This window comes from Nocardia sp. NBC_01329 (assembly GCF_035956715.1).
GTDB lineage: Bacteria > Actinomycetota > Actinomycetes > Mycobacteriales > Mycobacteriaceae > Nocardia.
In genome coordinates, this window is record NZ_CP108381.1 from 6,341,761 (window position 1) to 6,361,933 (window position 20,173).

The following is a 20,173-nucleotide window of genomic DNA, read 5'->3' on the forward strand; positions in this document are numbered from 1 at the left end:
GTGATAGCAGTGGCGATTCGGTGGCCCTCAGGTCCATAGATCCGTCGAGTCGGTCGCTCAGTGTCGATCTCGGCTCACTGGGCGGCGGCCTGGTGAGCCGAGATGTGTTGCCCCTACCGCTGGGTGCTGCCGGCGTCGACCGGAAGGGTGATCGCGGTGATGTAGCGGGCCTCCTCGGAGGCCAGGAACAGTGACGCGTTGGCGATATCGACCGGTTCCACCCACGGAATCGGCAGCATATTCATAGTTTTCGCGGCTTGGGCGAATTCCTCGCGAGTAGGGTTCGCCAAGTCGGGCCGGAACGACCGGCGGACCATATCGTTCTGGATCATCGGGGTGTCCACATTGGTCGGGTGTACCGAGTTCACCCGGACTCCGTGCGGCGCGAGTTCTTTCGCCAGGGAACGCATCAGGCCGACCACGCCGTGTTTGGCGGCCGTATAGTGCGCCACCCCGACCAATCCGACCAGGCCGGCGATCGAACTGGTCAGGATCATCGACCCGCTGCCGCGTGCGATGAGATGGGGAGCCGTGGCCTTGCAGGTCTGCCATACGCCGGTCAGGTTGACGTCCAGCATGGTGCGCCACTGCTCTTCGGTGAGTTGCAAGCCCGGGGCGCTCGACGTGATCCCGGCGGTCGCGCACACCACGTCGAGGGCGCCGAATTCGTTCACTGCCGAATCGGTGGCTTCTCGCAGCGCGGCGCCGTCGCGGACGTCGACGGTCGCGGCGATGATCCGCGCCCCCGTTTTCTCGACGGCCCGCACGGTCTGTTCGAGGTCCGCTTCGGTGGCGGGCGGAATGATCACCGTCTCCACCGGACCGCAGATATCGAAGGCGACGATATCGGCGCCTTCCTCGGCCAGCCGGACCGCTTGGGCGCGTCCTATGCCCCGTGCGGCGCCGGTGACCAGCGCTACTTTGCCCGAAACCCGTCCCATGTCACACCTTCTGAGTAAGTCCGGCGTCCACGACGAGCTGGATCCCGGTGATGTATCGGGACTCGTCGGACGCGAGGAACAACACCGCATTACCGATATCCACCGGCTCCACCCACGGGACCGGGAGGATCGTGCGTTGCGCGAGGACCCGCGCCGCGTCGTCCCGGGTCGGATTCGGCAGGTCCGGTAGCAATTTCGCGTACACGTCGGCGTTGAGGATCATCGGCGTCGCCACCGAACCCGGGTGCACGGTGTTCACCCGGATCCCCTGCGGGCCGAGTTCGTTGGCGAGGGTCCGGGCCAGGCCGACCACCGCGTGTTTGCTCGCCGAATAGTGGGCAGCGGCGGCGCCGCCCTTGATGCCGTTCGTGGAGCCGACGATCACGATCGAAGCACCGGAGCCCAGATGCGGTCCGGCTGCCCGGACGGTGTGCCAGACCCCGGTCAGGTTGATATCGAGGGCACGCTGCCAGGAATTATCGGAGAGTTCCCAGGTCGGGGCGAGATCCGCGTACACCCCGGCATTCGCGACCACCGTATCGAGGCGGCCCAGCCGCGTCACACCCGTGTTCAGGGCTTCCTCGACCGCGAGCGGATCGCGCACATCGGCGAAACCGGTGACGCATCGGCGGCCGAGGCTCTCCACCTCTTCGGCCACGGCGACCATATCGGCCGCGTTCTCCTCCAGGTCGACAGCGATGATATCGGCGCCCTCCTCGGCCAGCCGGCGGCAATGGGCACGACCCATCCCGCCGGCTGCCCCGGTCACCACCGCTACCCGGTTCTGCAGGCGCTTCATCGCGCGCCACCGGCGAATACCGTATCCATGCGGGCGACGCTAGGTCCGCCGGATTGCCGGCGACCCCGTACCTCCCGGTCACCGGGCCGTGACCGAAACCGCTCCCGCTGGGCGGGAAAGGTCCTGCGGCGGTGGTGACGGAGATTCTTGCTTCGAGGCCCGCCTACCGGGTGAGCGTCACAGCGCCGACCGCGCGATTCGGAATCCGATATCGTCGAGCCGGACCGTGGGATGACTGCGGCGGCGGACCGAGGCCCGGCAACTCCAGTGCTCGTCGAACCATCCGCCACCGCGAAGTACCCGGTAGCTGCCGTAGACGTCCGGGTCGTACAGGTCCCAGCACCATTCCCAGACCGTGCCGAGCATGTCGTGGAGTCCCCACGCATTGGGTTGCTTGGTTCCGACTTCGGGTAGCCGGTCGTCGAAATTCCCCCGGTACCAGGCGATATCGTCGAGCGTGCCGTAGCGCGGGCCGGTCGTGCCCGCGCGGCACGCGTATTCCCACTCGGCTTCGGTCGGCAGCCGATATCCGTCGGCCGCCGCGATCCGATCCACCTGATCGTCGCCGCCGATCCGGTACGCCGGCGTCATGCCGCTACGTTCGGACAGGGCATTGCAGAAACGAATCGCCTCGTACCAGGAGACGCTGTCGGCGGGCAGCCGATCTTCCCGGATACCGTCGGGTCGACAGCCCGAGATCTGTGCGTACTGCGACCGAGTGACCGGGACGGCCGCCAGCTGGTACGGACCGACTTCCACCGGCCAACTGCGTTGTGTCCGCCGATCCGACAGCGTCACCCGCCCCGGCGGGATATCGACAAGCTCGATCCCGCTCACGTGCACATCCACATCTGTCGAACTTACCGACCTGGTTTCCAGTTCTCGCAACCGAGCGCGGAGACCAGCGGCGCGTACTCCCGCGAGAGGTCTGTCCTGCCTTCCTCCGCGCTACGGGACGATGACCGCTCGGCCGCGCAGAGTTCCGGCCGCCAGCCGCCGATACGCCTCGGGTGCCTCGTCCAGGCTGAAACGTTCCGTGGCGATATCGAGCACCCCGTCGTGCGCGAGGTCGATGAGTTCGATCAGTTCGGCGCGGGCGCCCCAGTACGGTGAGGTCGCGGTCGCTTCATACGGGCTGACCCCGAACCCGACCCGCGCCGCGGATCTGCCGTCGCCGATCCCGACGATGGTCACATCGGAGTCGATCCCGGCCACCGCCATCGCGGTATCGATGGTCGGCTGGAAACCGACGAAGTCGAGGACCAGGCTCGCCCCGGCCGGCCCGGTGATCTTGCGGACGTTGCCGGCGGCATTCTCGTCGGAGAGCACGGCCTCGTGCGCCCCGACCGAACGGGCGAAGTCGAGTTTCTCGTCGGTCACGTCCAGCGCGACGACCCGGGTCGCGGACAGATGACGCAGCAGCTGGATGGCGACATGGCCGAGGCCGCCACTGCCGATCACCACGGTCGTGGAGCCCGGCCGCAGCTTGCCCAGTGATCGTTTGATCGCGTGATAAGGGGTCAGACCGGCGTCGGTGAGCGGCACGGTCGCCACCGGATCGAGGTCACCGATGGGCACCAGATGGCGAGGTGAATCGACGATCAGGTACTCGGCGATGGCGCCCGGCGAGCCGAGACCGGGCGGCATGATGCCCAACTCGGCGGCCCGGGAACAGTAGTTCTCCATACCCTGCGCGCAGAACCAGCAGTTTCCGCAACCCCAGGGCCCGTAGACGACGACATTCGTACCGATATCGATCCCGCGCACCCCGTCACCGACGGCGGTGACCTGCCCGGCGCCCTCGTGCCCGAGGGTCAGGGGGAGTTCGATACCGAACTGTTCCGGCGGATTGTTCATGACGAAATCGTCGGAATGACAAACTCCCGCCGCGGTCACCCGGAGCAGGACCTCGCCGGGGCCCGGTTCGGGGGTGGGGATCTCCCGAACCTCCGGTTCTGCCCCGACGGTCACGTATTGCAGTGCCTTCATAGCGCCTGTCCTCTCTGAGCCGAGCGACTGGGTGCGTACTGGTGGAACGGCAGCGAACGTGCGGATACAGCAGTTGCGACCAGGCTAGCCGGGCCGCGCCGAGCCAGGGGCATTTACGCATCCGACCGGGCCGCGGTTGTCGAGTCCGCGGAAGCTCCGGCGCCGGGCGGATGGGCGTGGGCCGCTCAGCGCTGGGCCGGTGGGCGGATCCCGGTGTACCAGTCGAGCAGGGCCGGGTCGTCGACGGCGCTGCGTTCCACCACGCGCGCCGGGTCGGCGCCCTGGAACAGGCGTTTGATCGGGACCTCGAGCTTCTTACCGGTACGAGTGTGCGGTACGGCCGGGGCGGCCAGGATCTCGTCGGGCACGTGCCGCGGCGAGACCTCGGTACGGATCACCTCGTTGATCCGGCCGCGCAGCGCGTCGGTGAGTTCGGCACCGGGCGCCAGCACCACGAACAATGGCATCCAATAGCCGCCGTCCGGCTGTTCGGCACCGATGACCAGCGCTTCGGCCACCTCGGGCAGCCGCTCCACCGCTTGATAGATATCGGCGCTACCCATCCGGATCCCGTGCCGGTTGAGCGTGGAATCGGAACGCCCGTGCACCACGACGCTGCCGCGCCCGGTGAACGTGATCCAGTCGCCGTGACGCCAGACTCCGGGAAAGGCGTCGAAGTAGGCGTCGTAGTAGCGGGCGCCCTGGGGGTCGCGCCAGAAATAGATCGGCATGGACGGCATCGGGGCGGTGATCACGAGTTCACCGACCTCGCCGCGCACCGGCTGCCCGACTTCGTCGAAGGCGTCGAGCGCGACACCCAGGTAGGGCGCCGACAGTTCACCCGGCCAGACCGGCACAGTACGCACCCCACCGGCGAACGCCGAGACGACATCGGTACCGCCGCTGATGGACGCCACCGGGATATCGCCGGCATTGTCGCGTAACCACAGCGCCGAGGCCGCGGGCAATGCGGAACCGGTGATCCCGATGAGCCGCAGCGCGGACAGGTCGTGATCGGTACGCGGTACCGCGCCCGCCTTGATACAGCCGAGGACATAACCCGGACTGGTGCCGAGCACGGTGGCGCGGGTGCGGGCGGTGATCTCCCAGAGCGCATCCGGCCGCGGATGGGCCGGGCTGCCGTCGTAACAGACGATGGTCGCCCCGGCGAGCAGACCGGCTACCTGGAAATTCCACATCATCCAGCTCGGGCTGGTGTACCAGAGGAAGGTGTCGTCGGGGCCGATATCCGATTGCAGGGCTATGGCTTTGAGATGTTCGAGCAGTACGCCGCCGTGCCCGTGCACAATCCCCTTGGGCAGACCGGTGGTACCGGAGGAGAAAACGATCCACAGCGGATGTGCGAAATCGACGATCTCGGTCTCCGGGAGCGGACCACCACCGGCGGGATCGGTCGCGGTCGACCACGGTGTGCTGTCGGGGATCTCGACACCCAGCCGGGACACCACGACGGTGGTGCGCACGGTATCCAGACCGGCACGCAACACGGCGACATCGGCGCTCTTGTCGTGGGTCTTCCCGCCGTACCGGTACCCGTCCGCGGTGACCAGGACGACGGGCTCCAACTGCCCCAGCCGGTCCAGTGCCGCCTTGGCCGAATAGTCCTGCCCACAAGCGCTCCAGACCGCCCCGACCGCCACGGTCCCTAGGAACGCCACCACGGTCTCGGAGATATCGGGCAGATAGCCGACCACTCGGTCACCGGGCCGGACACCGAGGTCGCGCAAGGTTCGAGCGAACGCGGCCACCCGGGCCAGCAGCTCCGCCCACGAGGTCGCCACGACCTCGTCGCTGTCTTCGGTGACCTGCAGGATCGCCGGCCGGTCGGACCGCGCCTGCGCGACCACCCGGTCCACATAGTTCAACGTCGTACCGGGAAACCAGCGCGTCCCGGGCATCTCCGGACAGGGCAGCACCTCCCCGGCGACAGGCCCGAGCTCGAAGTACTCCCACACCGCCAGCCAGAACTCGGCCAGATTATCCACCGACCATCGCCAGAGTGTTTGGTAGTCCGGTAGTTCCGTACCGGAACGCGCGGCGACGAAGCGGGCGAAATCGGTGACCCGGGCGTCGGCGATATCCCGTTCGCTCGGTACCCACTGTGGTTCCACCGCTATGACCCTTCTGTGTCTATGGCGGCGCCTTCGGCGCCGCGGGTCGGGGCCCTATTAACCCCGGTTCTTCACTCCTACGCTCAGTCGCTGCGCTCCTTCGCTTCGTCGCTCCAGAACCGGGGCGGGCCCCGACTGTGTTGTTTGCCCCGCCTTCGGCGGGGTGGTCGGGGCGTATGCGTTAGGCGAAAAGTTTGTGCGGGCGGGTGTTTCGATCAACCGGAACGGGTTCATGTCACTGTAGGTGTTCGAGGGGCCCAGTTCCACGGATTGATTCGAGCTCGCGCATATTCGGGCAAGAGCTGTCCGGTCGGTTACTCCTGCGCGCGCTGCAGGAGTTGTTCGGCGTGCCGGAGCAGGGGTGCGTCCACCATCCGGCCCTCGTAGGCGAAGACACCGCGATGGTTCGGTGCGGCGGCGAGTACACCCCGGGCCCAGTCGACCTCGTCCTGTGACGGCGCGTACGCGGCCCTGATGACCGGGATCTGCGCGGGATGGATGGCGACCTTGATATCGAAGCCCACCGCCACCGCGTCCTCGGCCTCGACCCGCAGGCCGTCGAGATCGCGAATATTCAGGTACACCATGTCCAGGGCCAGCCGCCCGTGTGACTTGGCGGCGAGCAGGCCGGCGCTGCGCAGGTGCAGCGCCACATCGCGATAGCTACCGTCGGGCCGGCGGGTGCCGGTACCGCCCATCGCGGCAACCAGATCCTCCACCCCGCACATCACGCCGCGAGTATTGGCGGCCGAAGCGATCTGCCGGATCTCCAGCGCGCCCAGCGGAGTTTCGATCAGCGCGAGCACCTGGTACTGGGACAACCCCGTCACCTGATGGATCGACTCGGTCTTGGGCAGCATCACCAGGCGGTAGCCGGTGTGGCGCAATGTTGCCAGGTCCAGTTCGTGGTCGGGGGTGCCCGCCGGATTGACCCGGACGACGGTGGTCGCGGGGTCGAGCGGGGTCGCCACGAGGGCTGCACGGGCATCGGGTTTATCGGCGGGGGCCACGCCGTCCTCGAGGTCGAGGATCACCACATCGGCGGCATCGGCGGCCTTGCGGTAGCGCTCGGGACGATCTGCGGGACAGAACAACCACGCCGGTCCGGGGGACTGCCAGGTGGCGTCCACGTTGTGCTGATCGGTCACTGGTCGCACCTCTTCATGGTGTGCTCGCCGGTCGTGGACCTCATACCTGCTCCCCGGCCGGTCGCAACCGGATCAGCGCGTTGCGGACGGCCACCCCGACCACGGTGCCGTGCTGATTGCGGGCGACGTGCCGGAAGGTGACCACGCCTTGACCGGGACGGCTCTTCGATTCCCGTTTATCGAGCACCACGGTCTCGGTGTACACGGTGTCGCCGTGGAACAAGGGCGCCGGGAACGTCACTTCCTCGAAGCCGAGGTTGGCGACTGTGGTGCCCTGCGTCAGGTGCGCCACCGCCTGCCCGATCATGGTGCCCAGGGTGAACAGGGAGTTCACCAGCCGCTCGTGGAACGGCTCCTGGGCATCACTGAAAGCCTTGTCGATGTGCAAACCCTGGGTGTTCATGGTCAAAGTGCTGAACAGGACGTTATCGGTTTCGGTCATGGTCCGGCCGGGACGGTGCTCGTAGAGAACCCCGGTCTCGAGTTCCTCGAACCACAAACCGGTCTGGACGACCCGTTGGAGGCCGGAGATATCGTGGTCGACGTCCTTGGTGATCTTCTCGCCGCTCATAGACCGAGCTCCCGACCGATCAGCATGAGTTGTACCTCCGTGGTGCCCTCGCCGATTTCGAGGATCTTGCTGTCCCGGTAGTGCCGCGCCACCGGGTATTCGTTCATGAATCCGTAGCCGCCGAAGATCTGGGTGGCGTCGCGGGAATTGTCCATGGCAGCCTCGCTGGCCACCAGTTTGGCGATGGAAGCCTGCTTCTTGAAGGGTTTGCCGGACAGCATGAGCGCGGCGGCGTCGTAGTAGGCGGTGCGGGCGGTATGGGCGCGGGCCTCCATGCGGGCGATCTTGAACGCGATCGCCTGGTTGCTCCCGATCGTTTTTCCGAACGCCTCCCGCTCGCCGGCGTAACGTACGCATTCGTCCACGCAACCCTGGGCGGCGCCCACGGACAGCGCCGCGATGGCGATCCGTCCCTCGTCGAGGATGCGCAGGAAGTTGGCGTAGCCGCGGCCGCGTTCGCCGAGCAGGTTCTCCTTGGGCACCCGGACGTCGTCGAAGGTGAGCGGATGGGTGTCCGAGGCGTTCCAGCCGACCTTGTCGTAGGCGGGTTCGGCGGTGAATCCGGGGGTGTCCGCGGGTACCAGAACGGTGGAGATCTCCTTTTTACCCGCGGTCTGCCCGGTCACCGCGGTCACCGTGATCAGGGCGGTGATATCGGTGCCGGAGTTGGTGATGAACTGTTTGCTGCCGTTGATCACCCAGCTGTCACCGTCTTCGACGGCGGTCGTGCGGGTCCCGCCCGCGTCGCTTCCGGCTCCGGCCTCGGTGAGCCCGAACGCGCCGAGGTTCTGTCCGCTCGCCAGGCGCGGCAACCACTCCTGTTTCTGTCTCTCGTTTCCGAAGCGGTAGATCGGCATGGCACCGAGCGAGACACCGGCCTCGAGCGTGATGGCTACGCTCTGGTCGATCTTGCCGAGTTCCTCGAGGGCGAGGCAGAGCGCGAAATAGTCGCCGCCCATCCCGCCGTACTCTTCCGGGAACGGCAGCCCGAACAGGCCCATCCGTGCCATCCCCGCGACGACTTCGTACGGGAAGCTGTGCTCGGCATCGTGTTTCGCCGCCACGGGGGCGACCACCTGATTCGCGAAATCCCGGACGGTCAGCGCCAGGTCGCGGTAGTGCTCGGGCAGTGTGCCGGTGGAAAGGAAATCGGTCACCTTGTCCTCATCTCGTTCTCGGGACGGTTTCGCGGTTCGCGGCCCGGGATCAGCTCGGGGCGGGTTCGGTGGCAGGCGCGGTGCCGGGCTCCGGGTCCGTCCCGGGTGCGGGCTCGGGGTGCACCCGCGCGAGTACCTCGTCCAACCGCACCGAAGCGCCCGCCGGGACGAGTATTTCGACAGTGCCGGCCAGTGGCGCGGTGAGCGAATGCTCCATCTTCATGGCCTCGACCACCAGGATCGGTTCGCCCGCACGCACCGGCTTGCCGGATTCCGCCGTCACAGCGAGCACCGTTCCCGGCATGGGACTGCGGATCTCGGCGTCGTGCACGGTGGCGTCACCGGCGCGCACGGATTCCTCGGCCAGTTCGCGCAGCAGCGCCACTCCGGACGCGCCGGCGACCCAGATCGTGGCCTCGGATTCCGCGATCCGGTAGTCGCGGCGGACACCGTCCAGGGTGAGGGTCACCGCGCGGACCACGGCCCCGGCCGGGACCCCGGCGGTCGCCTCGCCGGGACCGATCTCGGCCGTCGCGGTGGCCGGTTCGCCGTCCTCGATCCGCACTTCGGCGGCATCGGGTGTGCCGGTGAGGTGGACGTGCACCACGCGGTCCCCGCCTGCCAGCCGGATCCGGATCGGCGCCTGGGCACCGACCCGCCAGCCGTTCGGATACGCCCACGGGTCGGCCGCACTCGCCGGCCAGCGCCGCAACCACCGGTACATCGCCGCGGCCGCGAGAACGTCGTCGGCGACCGGTGGTGCCCGGAAATCACCGGCCCGACGGTCCAGCAGCGCGGTGTCCAGCCGGCCCGCCACCACATCCACATCGGCCAGCAGGAAACGCAGGAAATCGATATTGGTCCGGACTCCGAGCAGGACCGTATCGCCGAGTGCGCGGTCCAGGGTGGCCAGCGCGGTATCGCGATCGTGACCGTGCGCGACGACCTTGGCGAGCATCGGGTCGTAATCGCTGCCCACCACCGTGCCCAGCGCGAGCCCGGAATCCACCCGCACCCCCGGGCCGCCGGGTTCGGCCAGGTCCAGGACGGTGCCACCGGTCGGTAGGAAGTCGCGGGCCGGATCCTCGGCGTACACCCGGGCCTCCACGGCGTGGCCGCGCAGCCGGATATCGTCCTGTTGCAACCGGATCCGCTGGCCGGCCGCGATCCGCACCTGGCATTCCACCAGATCGAACCCGGTGACCAGCTCGGTGACCGGATGTTCCACCTGCAGACGGGTGTTCATCTCCATGAAGAAGAACTCGTCGGGCCGGTCGGCGGAGACGATGAACTCCACCGTGCCCGCGCCCACATAGTCGACACTGCGGGCGGTATCGCAGGCGGCGGCACCGATCCGGGCGCGAGTGGCGGGGTCGAGCAGTGGCGACGGCGCTTCCTCGATCACCTTCTGGTGCCGTCGTTGCAGGCTGCATTCGCGTTCGCCCAGATGTAGGACGGTGCCGTGGGTATCGGCCAGGATCTGCACCTCGATATGCCGGGGCCGGTTGACGAAACGCTCCAGGAACAGGGTGTCGTCACCGAACGCCGACGCGGCCTCCCGCCGGGCGCTGACCAGTGCGGCGGGCAGATCGGCGGGATCGTCGACCCGCCGCATCCCCTTGCCGCCACCGCCGGCGGACGGTTTCACCAGTACCGGGTAACCGATATCGGTGGCCGCCGCGATCAGCGCGGTATCGGTCAGCCCGGGTTCGGCGATCCCCGGGACCACCGGTACGCCGGATGCGGCGACTGTGGTTTTGGCGGTGATCTTGTCACCCATGATCTCGATCGCCTTCGCCGCAGGACCCAGGAAGACGAGCCCGGCAGCGTCCAGCGCGGTGGCGAAAGCGGCGTTCTCGGAGAGGAACCCGTATCCGGGGTGGACGGCACCGGCTCCGGTACGACGCGCGGCGTCGACGATCCGCTCGATATTCAGGTAGCTGTCCCGGGCGGGTGCCGGACCCAGCCGCACCGCGGTATCCGCGGCTCGGACATGGGCGGCTCGGGTGTCGGCGTCGCTGTAGACCGCGACCGAGCGCAGGCCCATGGCCCGCAATGTCCGGATGACCCGTACCGCGATTTCACCGCGATTGGCCACCAGCACCGTGTCGAAGGGCAGCGGGTGATCGGAATTCAGCATGGTGATCACATCCGGAAGACGCCGTAGGAGACCGGTTCCAGTGGCGCCTGCGCGCACACCGAGAGCGCCAGTCCGAGCACGGTGCGGGTATCGGCGGGGTCGATGACACCGTCGTCCCACAGCCGGGCCGTCGAGTAATAGGGATTGCCCTGCTCTTCGTACTGGCGGCGGATCGGTTCTTTGAAGGCCTCTCGATCGGCTTCGCTCCACGGTCGGCCGTTGCCGTCGAGCTGGTCGCCGCGCACGGTCGCCAAGACCGACGCCGCCTGTTCGCCGCCCATCACCGAGATGCGGGCGTTGGGCCACATCCACAGAAACCGTGGAGAGTAGGCCCGCCCGCACATCGAATAGTTCCCGGCGCCGTAGGAGCCGCCGATCACGACGGTCAGTTTGGGCACCCGCGCGCACGCCACGGCGGTCACCATCTTCGCCCCGTGTTTGGCGATACCGCCGGCTTCGTAATCGCGGCCGACCATGAAACCGGTGATGTTCTGCAGGAACAGCAGCGGGATCCCGCGTTTATCGCAGAGTTCGATGAAATGCGCGCCCTTCATGGCGGATTCGCTGAACAGCACGCCGTTGTTGGCGACGATGCCCACCGGATGGCCGTGGATATGCGCGAAACCGGTGACCAGGGTGGTGCCGTATTCGGCCTTGAACTCGTGGAATCCGGCCGCACCACCGGAGTCGGAGTCGGAGTCGGAGTCGGAGTCGACGATGCGGGCGATCACCTCGCGTACGTCGTAGGGGGTTCGCAGGTCGGCGGGCACGATGTCGTAGAGCTCGTCGACGGGCGCGGCGGGCTCGCGCGCGGGCCGCACCTCCCACACCGGGTCCGGACGCGGACCCAGGGTGGCGACGATCCGGCGCACCGTGCGCAGGGCGTCACGGTCGTCGTCGGCCAGATGGTCGGTGACCCCGGAGGTGCGCGAATGCAACGCGCCGCCGCCCAGTTCCTCGGCGGTCACCACCTCGCCGGTGGCAGCTTTCACCAGGGGCGGCCCGCCCAGGAAGATAGTGCCCTGGTCGCGCACGATAACCGCCTCGTCGCTCATCGCCGGGACGTACGCCCCGCCCGCGGTGCACGACCCCATGACAGCGGCGATCTGGGCGATCCCGCGGGCGCTCATGGTGGCCTGGTTGTAGAAGATTCGGCCGAAATGTTCGCGATCGGGGAATACGTCGTCCTGTTCGGGCAGGTAGGCGCCGCCGGAATCCACCAGGTACACGCACGGCAGATTGTTGTGCAGCGCGACCTCTTGGGCGCGCAGGTGCTTCTTCACCGTGACGGGGTAGTAGGTCCCGCCCTTGACCGTGGCGTCGTTGGCGACGATCACGCATTCGCGCCCGGAGACGCGTCCGATGCCGGTGATGATGCCGGCGCCGGGGCAGTCGCCGCCGTACATACCGTCGGCGGCCAGCGGGGACAGTTCCAGGAACGGGCTGCCGGTGTCGAGCAGTTGGTCTACCCGGTCGCGCGGCAGGAGTTTGCCGCGGGCGATATGACGCTGCCGGGCCTTCTCCGGGCCGCCCCGGGCGGTTTCGGTGAGCCGATGCCGCAGCCGGCCGGCCAGGGCGAGGTTCGCGGTTCGGTTATCGGATCCGGGCCGGGTGGCGGGCGCTGGGCTCGCGGTGCGGGTCATCGCGTCGTCCTGACGTATGAGTTAATCGCTGATAACTGGAATTGAGGTTAATCTTGACTAACCGAGTTGTCCAGAGCTGGTGGAAGGAGTGCGGGTGACCAGTGCGGATTCTGCCATCCCGACCCGGCGCGAACTGCTCAAACAGCAGCGGCGCGGCCAGTTGCTCGCCGCCGGGGCGCGGCTCATCGCCGAACGTGGCTACCTCGGTATGCGCCTCGACGATCTGGGCGCCGCCGTCGGAATCAGCGGTCCCGCGGTGTACCGGCACTTCCCCAACAAGGAGGCGCTGCTGGTGGAACTGCTGGTCGGGATCAGCCGCCGGTTGCTCGACGGCGGCAGCGCCGTCGCCGCGGCCGCAGCTGGTCCGCCGGAGGCACTGGCCGGCCTGGTGGATTTCCATCTCGACTTCGCGCTCGGCGACCCCGAACTGATCCGCATCCAGGACCGCGATCTCGACAATGTGCCGCCGTCCGCCCGTCGCGAGATCCGGCGCACCCAACGCCGTTACGTGGAGATCTGGGTCGAGGTGCTGTGCGAACTGACTCCCACCCTCGACGAGGAGACCGCGCGAGTACAGGCACACGCGGCATTCGGGTTGCTCAACTCCACCCCGCACAGTGCCGGGCCGGTCCCCGGTCGTACCCGGGCGGTACTGCGCGCGATGGCCCTGTCCGCGCTCACCGGGCCCTCACCGTATTGACATACCTCGGAACAGTGCAAGCCCGTGCCGGAGAAATCGAACGGGCATGCACCACATAAGGTTCTGCTCTGACCGCGGTCGGCATTTTCGGCCACAGAAACATGCGGCGCCTCAATTGGCTCGGAGTATCCCGCACTCGTCTGTTGGCGGTCGACGGGCTGGACCTCCATGTCGCCGAGTTGGATTCCGTGGACGGCACGCCGGTATTGGACATCAAACCGTGGTTCGCGGAGTTCGGCCCGCGCGGAGAGGTCCACCAGGCGGCCTGGTCCACCGAGATGCTGAAAGGCTACTTTTAACCCGCTTGGTGGATTGCCATTCGGCCGCAGATCCGACTCGCATCGCCGCCGTCTTCGGCCACGCGGGCGGATCTGGTGCTTCTGGAAGGAATGTTGTTGGGGGAAAAGTTAATGCCGCCCGATCCTTTCAGTTGAGCGCATCGAGGGCCAGGCTCCAAGGATAGATATCGAGTATTTCTCCACCCGTACGTGGTGGGTGGGGCTCGAATTCTCCGGGTCCGAATAGTACGCGTATTCCGGCTTGCCGCAGTTCTTCCACACTGCGCACGAATACCCGGTTGGCCGCGAGTGCTCGATTGACAAACGGCAAGACCACGATCTTGACCCCGAGTCCGGTCAGCTCCGCAAGCTGGTTGAGCGCGTACGTATCCGAGATTCCTGCCGCCCACTTGTTGATGGTGTTATACGTCGCTGGTGCCACGACGACGCCGTCCGGTCTCGGTAATGACTCATCGCCCGGCTTCCGATACGCCGTGCGCACTTGATGGCCGGTCGCATTCTCCAGCTCCTGAATATCCACGAAATACTCGATCGCCGCCGGAGTGGCAATGCAGTACACCGACCAGCCCTCGGACTGTGCTGATGTCACCATCTCGACTATCCGGCTCGCTGGGCCCGCGCCACAGATGAACAGGTACAGAACGCGGTCACTCATACGGTGACGCCTGCCTGCGATGCTATCCGCCGCACTGCGCGCCCCGTATCCTCGCCCGTATTTCTCAGCATTGCCCGGAGCAGGCCATGCGACAAGGGGCGGCAGCGGACCTCCTCGGGCGCGATTCGATCCACGTCGATCAAGGTCCGGGCGGCTTCCGGATATCGGCCGGTCTGGGTATGTGCGGAAGCAATGTCGAGCATGTAGCTGGCTCTTCGCTCTGGCGGCAGATTCGAAATCGATTCCGGATCAATGGTTTGGGCATATTCCAAAGCTTGCCCCGGCTCATTCAATCGAACAAGGGCAGCCACCCGATGAAGCCCAACATTTGTAGGCCCGAAGAACGTTCGGTGCATATCGTAGCCGGGACAAAGCCTTTCAGCTGCGGTTCGTGCCTGCTCATGCATCAGAAGCGCTGTGGCTGCGTCTTCCTTTTTGGCTGCGGCGATCGAGGCAGCCAAGAAAAGCATGCCGTACAGCGACAGTAATTCGTCTGCCCGCGTGTCGAGTTCGGGTCGCATTCGGTCTGCCATTCCTGTAACGGCATCGATAGCACTCGACAGTTGGCCCGTGCTGGCCAGGGATCGCGCCACGCTGCGTGTCGCTCTTGCGAGGGCTAGTGTGTCGTCCACTGCCAGGGCTTCTTGCATAGCGCGATCTGCCGCAAGCCACGCCACGTCGTTCGTCTCGAACTTCAGGAGAACCGAGGAAGCCAACCGATAAGCCAGGACCAGCGTTCGGGTTGCCGGGACCTGTTGGGAAGGTTGAGCGATGTACGCCAACATCTGGGCCTCGTGCAACAGCCTCGGAAGATGGCGGACCACAACCGTGAAATGCGAAGACATCCAGGCCTGATCGACGTATTGCAGTTGCTTGGCCACTCGATCAAGAGTCGGCTCCTGCTTGCTGTCCTGCGCCGACAACGACGGGTACCGACTCAATGCCTCGCGAATAGTCCGCACCTCGAGGGCATCCACACACCGCGCCGCCCGGCGAGCAGTTGAGATGTCGCTCAGGGCGGCGGGATCAACGCCCAGAACCTCGGCTACTCGGTCGAGCATGGGCAGGCGAAGAAGATTGCGCTCGCCCTTTTCGATCTTGTCGAGCCACGAAGTCGAGCGGCCCACCATGTCAGCGAACTGTTGCCGGTCGAGGTTGCGCCGGATTCGCCAGTATCGAACGCGGCGACCGATTGAGTGAGCTTGCTCGTCCATGCGGTTGGTCTCTCACTACGTGGAGGTCTACGGGCCGGCTGTGAGGCGTAGCGGGCCGAAGCGAGGCCCTGGCGACACCGGCTCAACAGTACTGATCTCTCCGCAGCTGAACTAGTTGCAGGTACTCACACATTTTGTACAAACCGCAGCGTGTCCTCGCTCATAGTGTCGTCGTCATGACCAGCAACAACGCCATCCCACAAGGATTCGATCGAGGGTGAACCGGTCCGATGGGCAGATATCGAGAGCTGCCGACTTCCGCAGCGCTCAAGCGGTTGGTCTCATCACGGCAAGCCCTACGTCGAGCTTCTCGCTCGGTCGGTATCCGACCCTGCGCACATCGCTCATGCCTGTGACGACCGCTCGGGTTGCCAGGTCGATCGCCCGCAGGCGAGCGGTTGGCTTCGGGCCCGGGCGGATCGAATCACCACACAACAACCATGAACGAGGTACCCGTATGTGTCAGGAGACTCCGGCCCTGCCCGTCAGGGCTCCGCACAATCTGGCCATGGCCGCCACGGTCCGACTGTGGCAGGCGGGCAAGAGATGGGTTACCGACGACCCGGTGATCCTGCGGCAGCTGGCTGACGGGCTGAGGGCGTTACCGGCAGATCGTCCCGCTGCGCACTGTCGGTCGCGGGACCCGATTCGCGGGTACGCGCATGCCCATCAGGTGATGGACGTGCATGCCGCGCATCGCTGCCCGCGTTACGAGGCGGCGGCAGCGTACGCGTCGGAGGCGTGTCGATGACCATTGCGCGACGGGCGGTCGGGCTGTGCCGTGCCGACAGCGACGGCGGGCAGCTCGAGTGCCTGTCGCGGGCGCATGATCTGGAAGTGGTGTACACGGTCTACACCGATACCGGATCCGAGTTCGCGGCGCGGATTGCCGTGCAGTACGTGCTCGAACACGGTGCCGAGGTGGTGGTGATCCCGTATCTGGGTGAGCAGGAGGTACGGGCGGCGCTCGCGTGGCGGCCGGTCATCTGGTTGGCGGACCTGGTGACCGCGACCGGGGTCGTCGCACGCAAGTCCTGACACCGAAGGCATACGCGAGGCGCTCATACTCCGGCGCACCCAGCGCCGCTACGTGGAGATCTGGGGCGAGGTGCTGGGCGAGCCGGCCCTGTGCCAGTAGGCCCGCCGCGGTGCGGTGGCGCCGGCTCAGGGCTCGATGCCCTCGACGAGCAAGGTGAGGAATCGCTCCGTGCTGTTCGTTCGGTGCTCGCCCGCCCAGGAGATCGACGCCGCCAACAGTAAGAGTTCGTCGCCCTGGAGGTCGGGGCGAACCTCGCCGGCCTGCTGGGCGCGCACCAGTAGTCGTTCCCCCGCGTCCTGCATCGCATGGCAGGACGCGTAGAGCCGGGACTCCTCGTTGTTCAGTGTTTCGACCACAGAAGCGGGCAACCCCCGATACCTGTTCGACGAAGTCACGAATGCGCGCAGCCAGGTGATCAGAGCGATCCGCGGCGACTCCGCCTTCAGTAGGCCGGCGCCCTGCTCGCTCAGTGCGGAGAAGCGATCGTGCAGGAGTGCTTCGAGCAGCGCGTCCCGCGTCGGAAAGTGCCGGTAGAGGGTGCCTATGCCGACTTTCGCGGCGCGCGCGATCTCTTCCAGCGCGGCATCGGTTCCATGCTCGCGAAAGGCCGTCTCGGCTGCCGTGAGCAGTTGTTCGTAGTTCCGGCGGGCGTCGGCCCGCATCGGGCGTTGCTCGGTCGTCATTTCCTCACTCGTCACGAACTCGTTGCTAATCGGAGGCACCCTCCGTATTCTCGTAATCGGAGGCACCCTCAGTTTAAGTGGAGAGTTCGGAGAATATGTCCCACACGCAATACGACCGCAGCCGACTCGGGATCTGGACGTTCGCTTTCGACCCGCATCCCGCCGCACGGGTCCGCGATGCCGTCGCGGAGTTGGAGGGCTTGGGCTACGGCGCGGTGTGGTTCGGCGAGGCATTCGGCCGGGACGCCGTATCCCAGGCCGCGCTGCTGCTCGACGCGACAGAGCGCATCGCCGTGGCGACCGGAATCGCGAACATCTACCTGCGGCATCCGATCGCCATGGCGGCCGCCGAGCGCTCGCTCGGCGAGCAGCACCCCGGCCGGTTCGTGCTCGGACTCGGCGGCCACCGCGTCCCCGCCTCGTCGACCGCGTCCGCGGGCTCGGAAATCCCCTTCAGCGGCAAACCGATATCGAGCATGCGCGAGTACCTCGACAGCCTGGAGAAGGTCCCGCTCAACGCTGCCGCGGCGCAACCACCCCGGCGTGTCCTCGCGGCACTCGGACCGAAGATGCTCGATCTTGCCGCCGAGCGGACTCGGGGAGCGCACACCTATTTCGTACCCGTCTCGCATACCGCAATGGCTCGCGAACGCATGGGCCCGGACGCGTATCTCGCCGTCGAGCAGGCCGTAGTGCTCGATCCGGATCCGGAGCGCGCTCGCCGGACCCAGCGCGAGCACGTCGGTGGCTACCTGCTCGCACCGCACCAGCGAAACAATCTGCTGCGCCTCGGCTTCGACGCAACCGACCTCGCCGATGGCGGCAGCGACCGGCTCGTCGACGCGATCGTCGCCGGTGGCAGCATCGAAACCATCGCCGATCGGGTCCGGGACCACTTCCGAGCCGGTGCCGACCACGTCTGCCTGCAGGTGCTCACCGCCACCCCGGGCGTACTGCCGTTGCCGGAATGGCGCGAACTGGCGTCGCTCATCCAGGAGTAGGTGTCGGGCCTCGCGCCTTCTGCGGCCGCGCCGTATTTACTGCCGGACGCTTGCCGCTCTATCGCGGGCGGCGTCGGCGCGATCGATATCGGTCAGGTCGAACCCTTCGGTCTCGCGGGCGACCAGCACCGCGACCGCTGTCACCGCGGTCGCCGCCGCCGGATACAGCGCGATGGGAACCGCCGAATCAGGCCGAGCATGATCGCCGCGGTGATCACCCAGCCGTTGCCGGTGTCCATCATCGGGAAGGCAGCCCCAGAGGCCAGCTCGCCCAGAATCCGCGACTGCGGTCCGGGCTGTGCTCGGCCACCAGCAGTACCGCGCCGCCCCACTCGCCGCCCACCGCGAAACCCTGCAGGAACCGCCGCACCACCCCGTCGAGCACCCACATTGCCGCGAGCCCTGCCCGACCCGCCCCGCCGAAGGCGGGGCAATCCGACACAGCCCCCTAGGCTGGTCGGTATGGCCTCACTTTCCGATCCCAAGGTGCGTGAATTCCTCAGCCACGGAACCCGAACCGCCAAGGTGGCGTTCATCGCGAGCGACGGGCGTCCACTGGTGACGCCGGTGTGGTTCCTGCTCGACGGCGACGGAATCGTGTTCAACACCGGTAAGGACACCGCGAAAGGAAAGGCACTGCAGCGCGATCCTCGGATCGCGATGGTGGTGGACCTCGAGGAGCCGCCGTACGGGGCGGTGCAGATCCAGGGCACCGTCACCTTCTCCGAGGATCCGGCCGAACTGCTGCGTTCGGCCACCGCGATCGGCGGCCGCTATATGGGTACGGCCCGCGCCGACGAGTTCGGCCGCCGCAACGGTGTGCCCGGCGAAGTCCTGGTCCGCGTGCACCCGACCAAGGTCATCGCTTTCTTCGACGCCGTCGGCTGATCCGGGCGCGGTCGGTCGGGTGCCGGGCGGGCCGGCGGCGGTCCTATGCTCGGAGCCATGACGGTGCACTTCATCGGGGCCGGGCCCGGCGCCGCCGACCTGCTGACCGTGCGCGCGGTCGAGCTGCTGCGGCGTTGTCCGGTGTGCCTGTACCCGGGGACTTATCTGGACCCCGAGGTGATCGCCCACTGTGCACCGGGCACCGAGCTCGTCGACACTCAGCGGCTGGACCTCGATGAGATCATCGAGCGTCTCGTGCGTGCGGAGGCGGCCGGCCAGGACGTGGCCCGGCTGTGTTCCGGTGATCCGTCGCTCTATTCCGCCCTCACCGAGCAGACCCGTCGGCTCGACGCCGCCGGGGTGCCGTGGGATATCACACCGGGTGTCCCCGCCTATGCCGCCGCGGCCGCACTTCTCGGAACGGAGCTGACCGTTCCGGAGGTCGCGCAGTCGGTGGTGTTGACCCGGGTCCGCGCCCGGTCGACTGTGATGCCGGAATCGGAGGCGCTTTCGGAGTTCGCGCGGACCCGTGCCACGCTGGCGCTGCATCTGGCCGTCACCCGTATCCGGGAGCTGGTCGCGGAACTGGCCGGAGAGTACGGGTCCGACTGCCCGGTCGCCGTCGTCTATCGTGCCAGTCAGCCGGAGCAGCTGGTGCTGCGCGGGACCCTCGCCGAGATCGCCGACCGAGTCGAGGCGGCCGGGTTGCGGCAGGCGGCGGTGATCCTGGTCGGATGGTCGCTCGAATCGGGTATCGACTGTGCGCAATCACACCTTTACGATCCGGCCCGCGGCCGGGCGCATCTGAGCTGATAGATGTGGGAAGGGGTTTGCTCGACGGGTTCGCCCGAAGGGCTGGGGTAACAGTCTCGGGCCCGGGCCTGCGCGTTCGGAACGCGGTTGGTCTCGCGCCGGTGCAACGGTAGATTGGATCGGTGGTCAGGAGTCGGCGCGCAGGTGCCGGTGCGGGGTGTCGCCCGGCACCGGACGTGCCGGGCGGTACCGGGCGTCCGATGTAACGTCCTCGGCCCGATAAGCGGATACTTCCGATGGACATTTCTACCTGATCGAACGAGAAGTGGACCTGGAACAGCGGACGGCGTGCTAGGGCGTGCGCGTCGCGGCCGGGTGTTGAGGGGACGTACGGACGTGCGTTCCGGAAGCGAGGATACGG

21 protein-coding genes are annotated in these 20,173 nt (G+C 67.0%); 7 read left to right on the plus strand and 14 right to left on the minus strand.

The genetic code is table 11. The features are described 5' to 3' along the window. Positions 1-113 precede the first annotated feature (113 nt). The 10 genes from OG405_RS28960 to OG405_RS29005 all read right to left on the minus strand — a co-directional run bounded on the left by OG405_RS28960 (position 114) and on the right by OG405_RS29005 (position 12,520). Positions 114-941, minus strand: coding sequence for a mycofactocin-coupled SDR family oxidoreductase (locus tag OG405_RS28960; protein WP_327149565.1), 828 nt, complete (start codon positions 939-941; stop codon positions 114-116). A gap of 1 nt (position 942) precedes the next feature. After that, positions 943-1,740, minus strand: a complete 798-nt coding sequence (locus OG405_RS28965; protein WP_327149566.1) for a mycofactocin-coupled SDR family oxidoreductase — start codon at positions 1,738-1,740, stop codon at positions 943-945. A 177-nt stretch (positions 1,741-1,917) separates the two neighbouring features. Beyond that, positions 1,918-2,577: a formylglycine-generating enzyme family protein gene (locus tag OG405_RS28970; RefSeq protein ID WP_327149567.1), complete on the minus strand. Its 660-nt coding sequence runs from the start codon at positions 2,575-2,577 to the stop codon at positions 1,918-1,920. 111 nt (positions 2,578-2,688) lie between these two features. Continuing rightward, positions 2,689-3,729 carry an NAD(P)-dependent alcohol dehydrogenase gene (locus tag OG405_RS28975; protein ID WP_327149568.1) on the minus strand — a complete coding sequence of 347 codons (1,041 nt, stop codon included), beginning with the start codon at positions 3,727-3,729 and terminating at the stop codon, positions 2,689-2,691. Between the two features lie 185 nt (positions 3,730-3,914). Further along, the gene (locus OG405_RS28980) at positions 3,915-5,861 is read right to left on the minus strand and encodes an acetoacetate--CoA ligase (RefSeq protein ID WP_327149569.1); all 1,947 of its coding nucleotides are present in this window, start codon (positions 5,859-5,861) and stop codon (positions 3,915-3,917) included. A gap of 314 nt (positions 5,862-6,175) precedes the next feature. Next, complete coding sequence (locus OG405_RS28985) at positions 6,176-7,009, minus strand: HpcH/HpaI aldolase/citrate lyase family protein (RefSeq protein WP_327149570.1); 834 nt, start codon at positions 7,007-7,009, stop codon at positions 6,176-6,178. Between the two features lie 40 nt (positions 7,010-7,049). Then, complete coding sequence (locus OG405_RS28990) at positions 7,050-7,580, minus strand: MaoC family dehydratase (RefSeq protein ID WP_327149571.1); 531 nt, start codon at positions 7,578-7,580, stop codon at positions 7,050-7,052. Further along, positions 7,577-8,737, minus strand: coding sequence for an acyl-CoA dehydrogenase family protein (locus OG405_RS28995; RefSeq protein ID WP_327149572.1), 1,161 nt, complete (start codon positions 8,735-8,737; stop codon positions 7,577-7,579). Before OG405_RS28995 ends, OG405_RS28990 begins: the two co-directional genes overlap by 4 nt. A gap of 49 nt (positions 8,738-8,786) precedes the next feature. Continuing rightward, on the minus strand, positions 8,787-10,877 hold the full coding sequence (locus OG405_RS29000) for an ATP-binding protein (protein ID WP_327149573.1): 2,091 nt from the start codon (positions 10,875-10,877) through the stop codon (positions 8,787-8,789). Between the two features lie 5 nt (positions 10,878-10,882). Continuing rightward, positions 10,883-12,520 carry a carboxyl transferase domain-containing protein gene (locus tag OG405_RS29005; RefSeq protein ID WP_327149574.1) on the minus strand — a complete coding sequence of 546 codons (1,638 nt, stop codon included), beginning with the start codon at positions 12,518-12,520 and terminating at the stop codon, positions 10,883-10,885. 94 nt (positions 12,521-12,614) lie between these two features. On the opposite strand from OG405_RS29005, the gene OG405_RS29010 reads away from it, so the two are divergent. Next, a complete protein-coding gene (locus tag OG405_RS29010) occupies positions 12,615-13,220 on the plus strand; it encodes an SACE_7040 family transcriptional regulator (RefSeq protein ID WP_327149575.1) in 606 nt (201 codons plus the stop codon). A 101-nt stretch (positions 13,221-13,321) separates the two neighbouring features. Continuing rightward, positions 13,322-13,519 (plus strand): TrmO family methyltransferase domain-containing protein, encoded by a 198-nt coding sequence (locus OG405_RS29015; RefSeq protein ID WP_327149576.1) that lies wholly within the window; start codon positions 13,322-13,324, stop codon positions 13,517-13,519. Positions 13,520-13,646: 127 nt separating this feature from the next. Here OG405_RS29015 and OG405_RS29020 read toward each other — a convergent pair whose 3' ends face one another. Further along, entirely contained in the window at positions 13,647-14,174 is a 528-nt protein-coding gene (locus OG405_RS29020) for a flavoprotein (RefSeq protein WP_327149577.1), read from the minus strand. Next, the gene (locus tag OG405_RS29025) at positions 14,171-15,388 is read right to left on the minus strand and encodes a helix-turn-helix domain-containing protein (protein WP_327149578.1); all 1,218 of its coding nucleotides are present in this window, start codon (positions 15,386-15,388) and stop codon (positions 14,171-14,173) included. The genes OG405_RS29020 and OG405_RS29025 overlap by 4 nt, the downstream gene beginning before the upstream one ends. 508 nt (positions 15,389-15,896) lie before the next feature. On the opposite strand from OG405_RS29025, the gene OG405_RS29030 reads away from it, so the two are divergent. Both OG405_RS29030 and OG405_RS29035 read left to right on the plus strand, forming a co-directional pair. Then, on the plus strand, positions 15,897-16,139 hold the full coding sequence (locus OG405_RS29030; RefSeq protein ID WP_327149579.1) for a hypothetical protein: 243 nt from the start codon (positions 15,897-15,899) through the stop codon (positions 16,137-16,139). Beyond that, the gene (locus OG405_RS29035) at positions 16,136-16,426 is read left to right on the plus strand and encodes a hypothetical protein (RefSeq protein ID WP_327149580.1); all 291 of its coding nucleotides are present in this window, start codon (positions 16,136-16,138) and stop codon (positions 16,424-16,426) included. Before OG405_RS29030 ends, OG405_RS29035 begins: the two co-directional genes overlap by 4 nt. A gap of 126 nt (positions 16,427-16,552) precedes the next feature. Here OG405_RS29035 and OG405_RS29040 read toward each other — a convergent pair whose 3' ends face one another. Next, the gene (locus tag OG405_RS29040; RefSeq protein WP_327149581.1) at positions 16,553-17,125 is read right to left on the minus strand and encodes a TetR/AcrR family transcriptional regulator; all 573 of its coding nucleotides are present in this window, start codon (positions 17,123-17,125) and stop codon (positions 16,553-16,555) included. Positions 17,126-17,205: 80 nt separating this feature from the next. On the opposite strand from OG405_RS29040, the gene OG405_RS29045 reads away from it, so the two are divergent. Continuing rightward, the gene (locus OG405_RS29045; protein ID WP_327149582.1) at positions 17,206-18,111 is read left to right on the plus strand and encodes a TIGR03620 family F420-dependent LLM class oxidoreductase; all 906 of its coding nucleotides are present in this window, start codon (positions 17,206-17,208) and stop codon (positions 18,109-18,111) included. 238 nt (positions 18,112-18,349) lie between these two features. Here the strand turns inward: OG405_RS29045 and OG405_RS29050 are convergent, their stop codons facing one another. Further along, on the minus strand, positions 18,350-18,553 hold the full coding sequence (locus tag OG405_RS29050) for a hypothetical protein (RefSeq protein ID WP_327152630.1): 204 nt from the start codon (positions 18,551-18,553) through the stop codon (positions 18,350-18,352). Between the two features lie 20 nt (positions 18,554-18,573). On the opposite strand from OG405_RS29050, the gene OG405_RS29055 reads away from it, so the two are divergent. After that, positions 18,574-18,999: a PPOX class F420-dependent oxidoreductase gene (locus OG405_RS29055; protein WP_327149583.1), complete on the plus strand. Its 426-nt coding sequence runs from the start codon at positions 18,574-18,576 to the stop codon at positions 18,997-18,999. A gap of 57 nt (positions 19,000-19,056) precedes the next feature. Then, entirely contained in the window at positions 19,057-19,812 is a 756-nt protein-coding gene (gene cobM / locus OG405_RS29060; RefSeq protein WP_327149584.1) for a precorrin-4 C(11)-methyltransferase, read from the plus strand. The last annotated feature ends 361 nt before the right edge of the window (positions 19,813-20,173 follow it).

Coding starts and splice junctions, on each gene's coding strand:
- OG405_RS29045 (WP_327149582.1), top strand. CDS start 17,206: ATGTCCCACACGCAATACGACCGCAGCCGACTCGGGATCTGGACGTTC.
- OG405_RS28965 (WP_327149566.1), bottom strand. CDS start 1,740: ATGAAGCGCCTGCAGAACCGGGTAGCGGTGGTGACCGGGGCAGCCGGC.
- OG405_RS29025 (WP_327149578.1), bottom strand. CDS start 15,388: ATGGACGAGCAAGCTCACTCAATCGGTCGCCGCGTTCGATACTGGCGA.
- OG405_RS28990 (WP_327149571.1), bottom strand. CDS start 7,580: ATGAGCGGCGAGAAGATCACCAAGGACGTCGACCACGATATCTCCGGC.
- OG405_RS29005 (WP_327149574.1), bottom strand. CDS start 12,520: ATGACCCGCACCGCGAGCCCAGCGCCCGCCACCCGGCCCGGATCCGAT.
- OG405_RS28960 (WP_327149565.1), bottom strand. CDS start 941: ATGGGACGGGTTTCGGGCAAAGTAGCGCTGGTCACCGGCGCCGCACGG.
- OG405_RS29055 (WP_327149583.1), top strand. CDS start 18,574: ATGGCCTCACTTTCCGATCCCAAGGTGCGTGAATTCCTCAGCCACGGA.
- cobM (WP_327149584.1), top strand. CDS start 19,057: ATGACGGTGCACTTCATCGGGGCCGGGCCCGGCGCCGCCGACCTGCTG.
- OG405_RS29000 (WP_327149573.1), bottom strand. CDS start 10,877: ATGCTGAATTCCGATCACCCGCTGCCCTTCGACACGGTGCTGGTGGCC.
- OG405_RS29020 (WP_327149577.1), bottom strand. CDS start 14,174: ATGAGTGACCGCGTTCTGTACCTGTTCATCTGTGGCGCGGGCCCAGCG.
- OG405_RS29030 (WP_327149579.1), top strand. CDS start 15,897: ATGGCCGCCACGGTCCGACTGTGGCAGGCGGGCAAGAGATGGGTTACC.
- OG405_RS29035 (WP_327149580.1), top strand. CDS start 16,136: ATGACCATTGCGCGACGGGCGGTCGGGCTGTGCCGTGCCGACAGCGAC.
- OG405_RS28975 (WP_327149568.1), bottom strand. CDS start 3,729: ATGAAGGCACTGCAATACGTGACCGTCGGGGCAGAACCGGAGGTTCGG.
- OG405_RS29015 (WP_327149576.1), top strand. CDS start 13,322: ATGCGGCGCCTCAATTGGCTCGGAGTATCCCGCACTCGTCTGTTGGCG.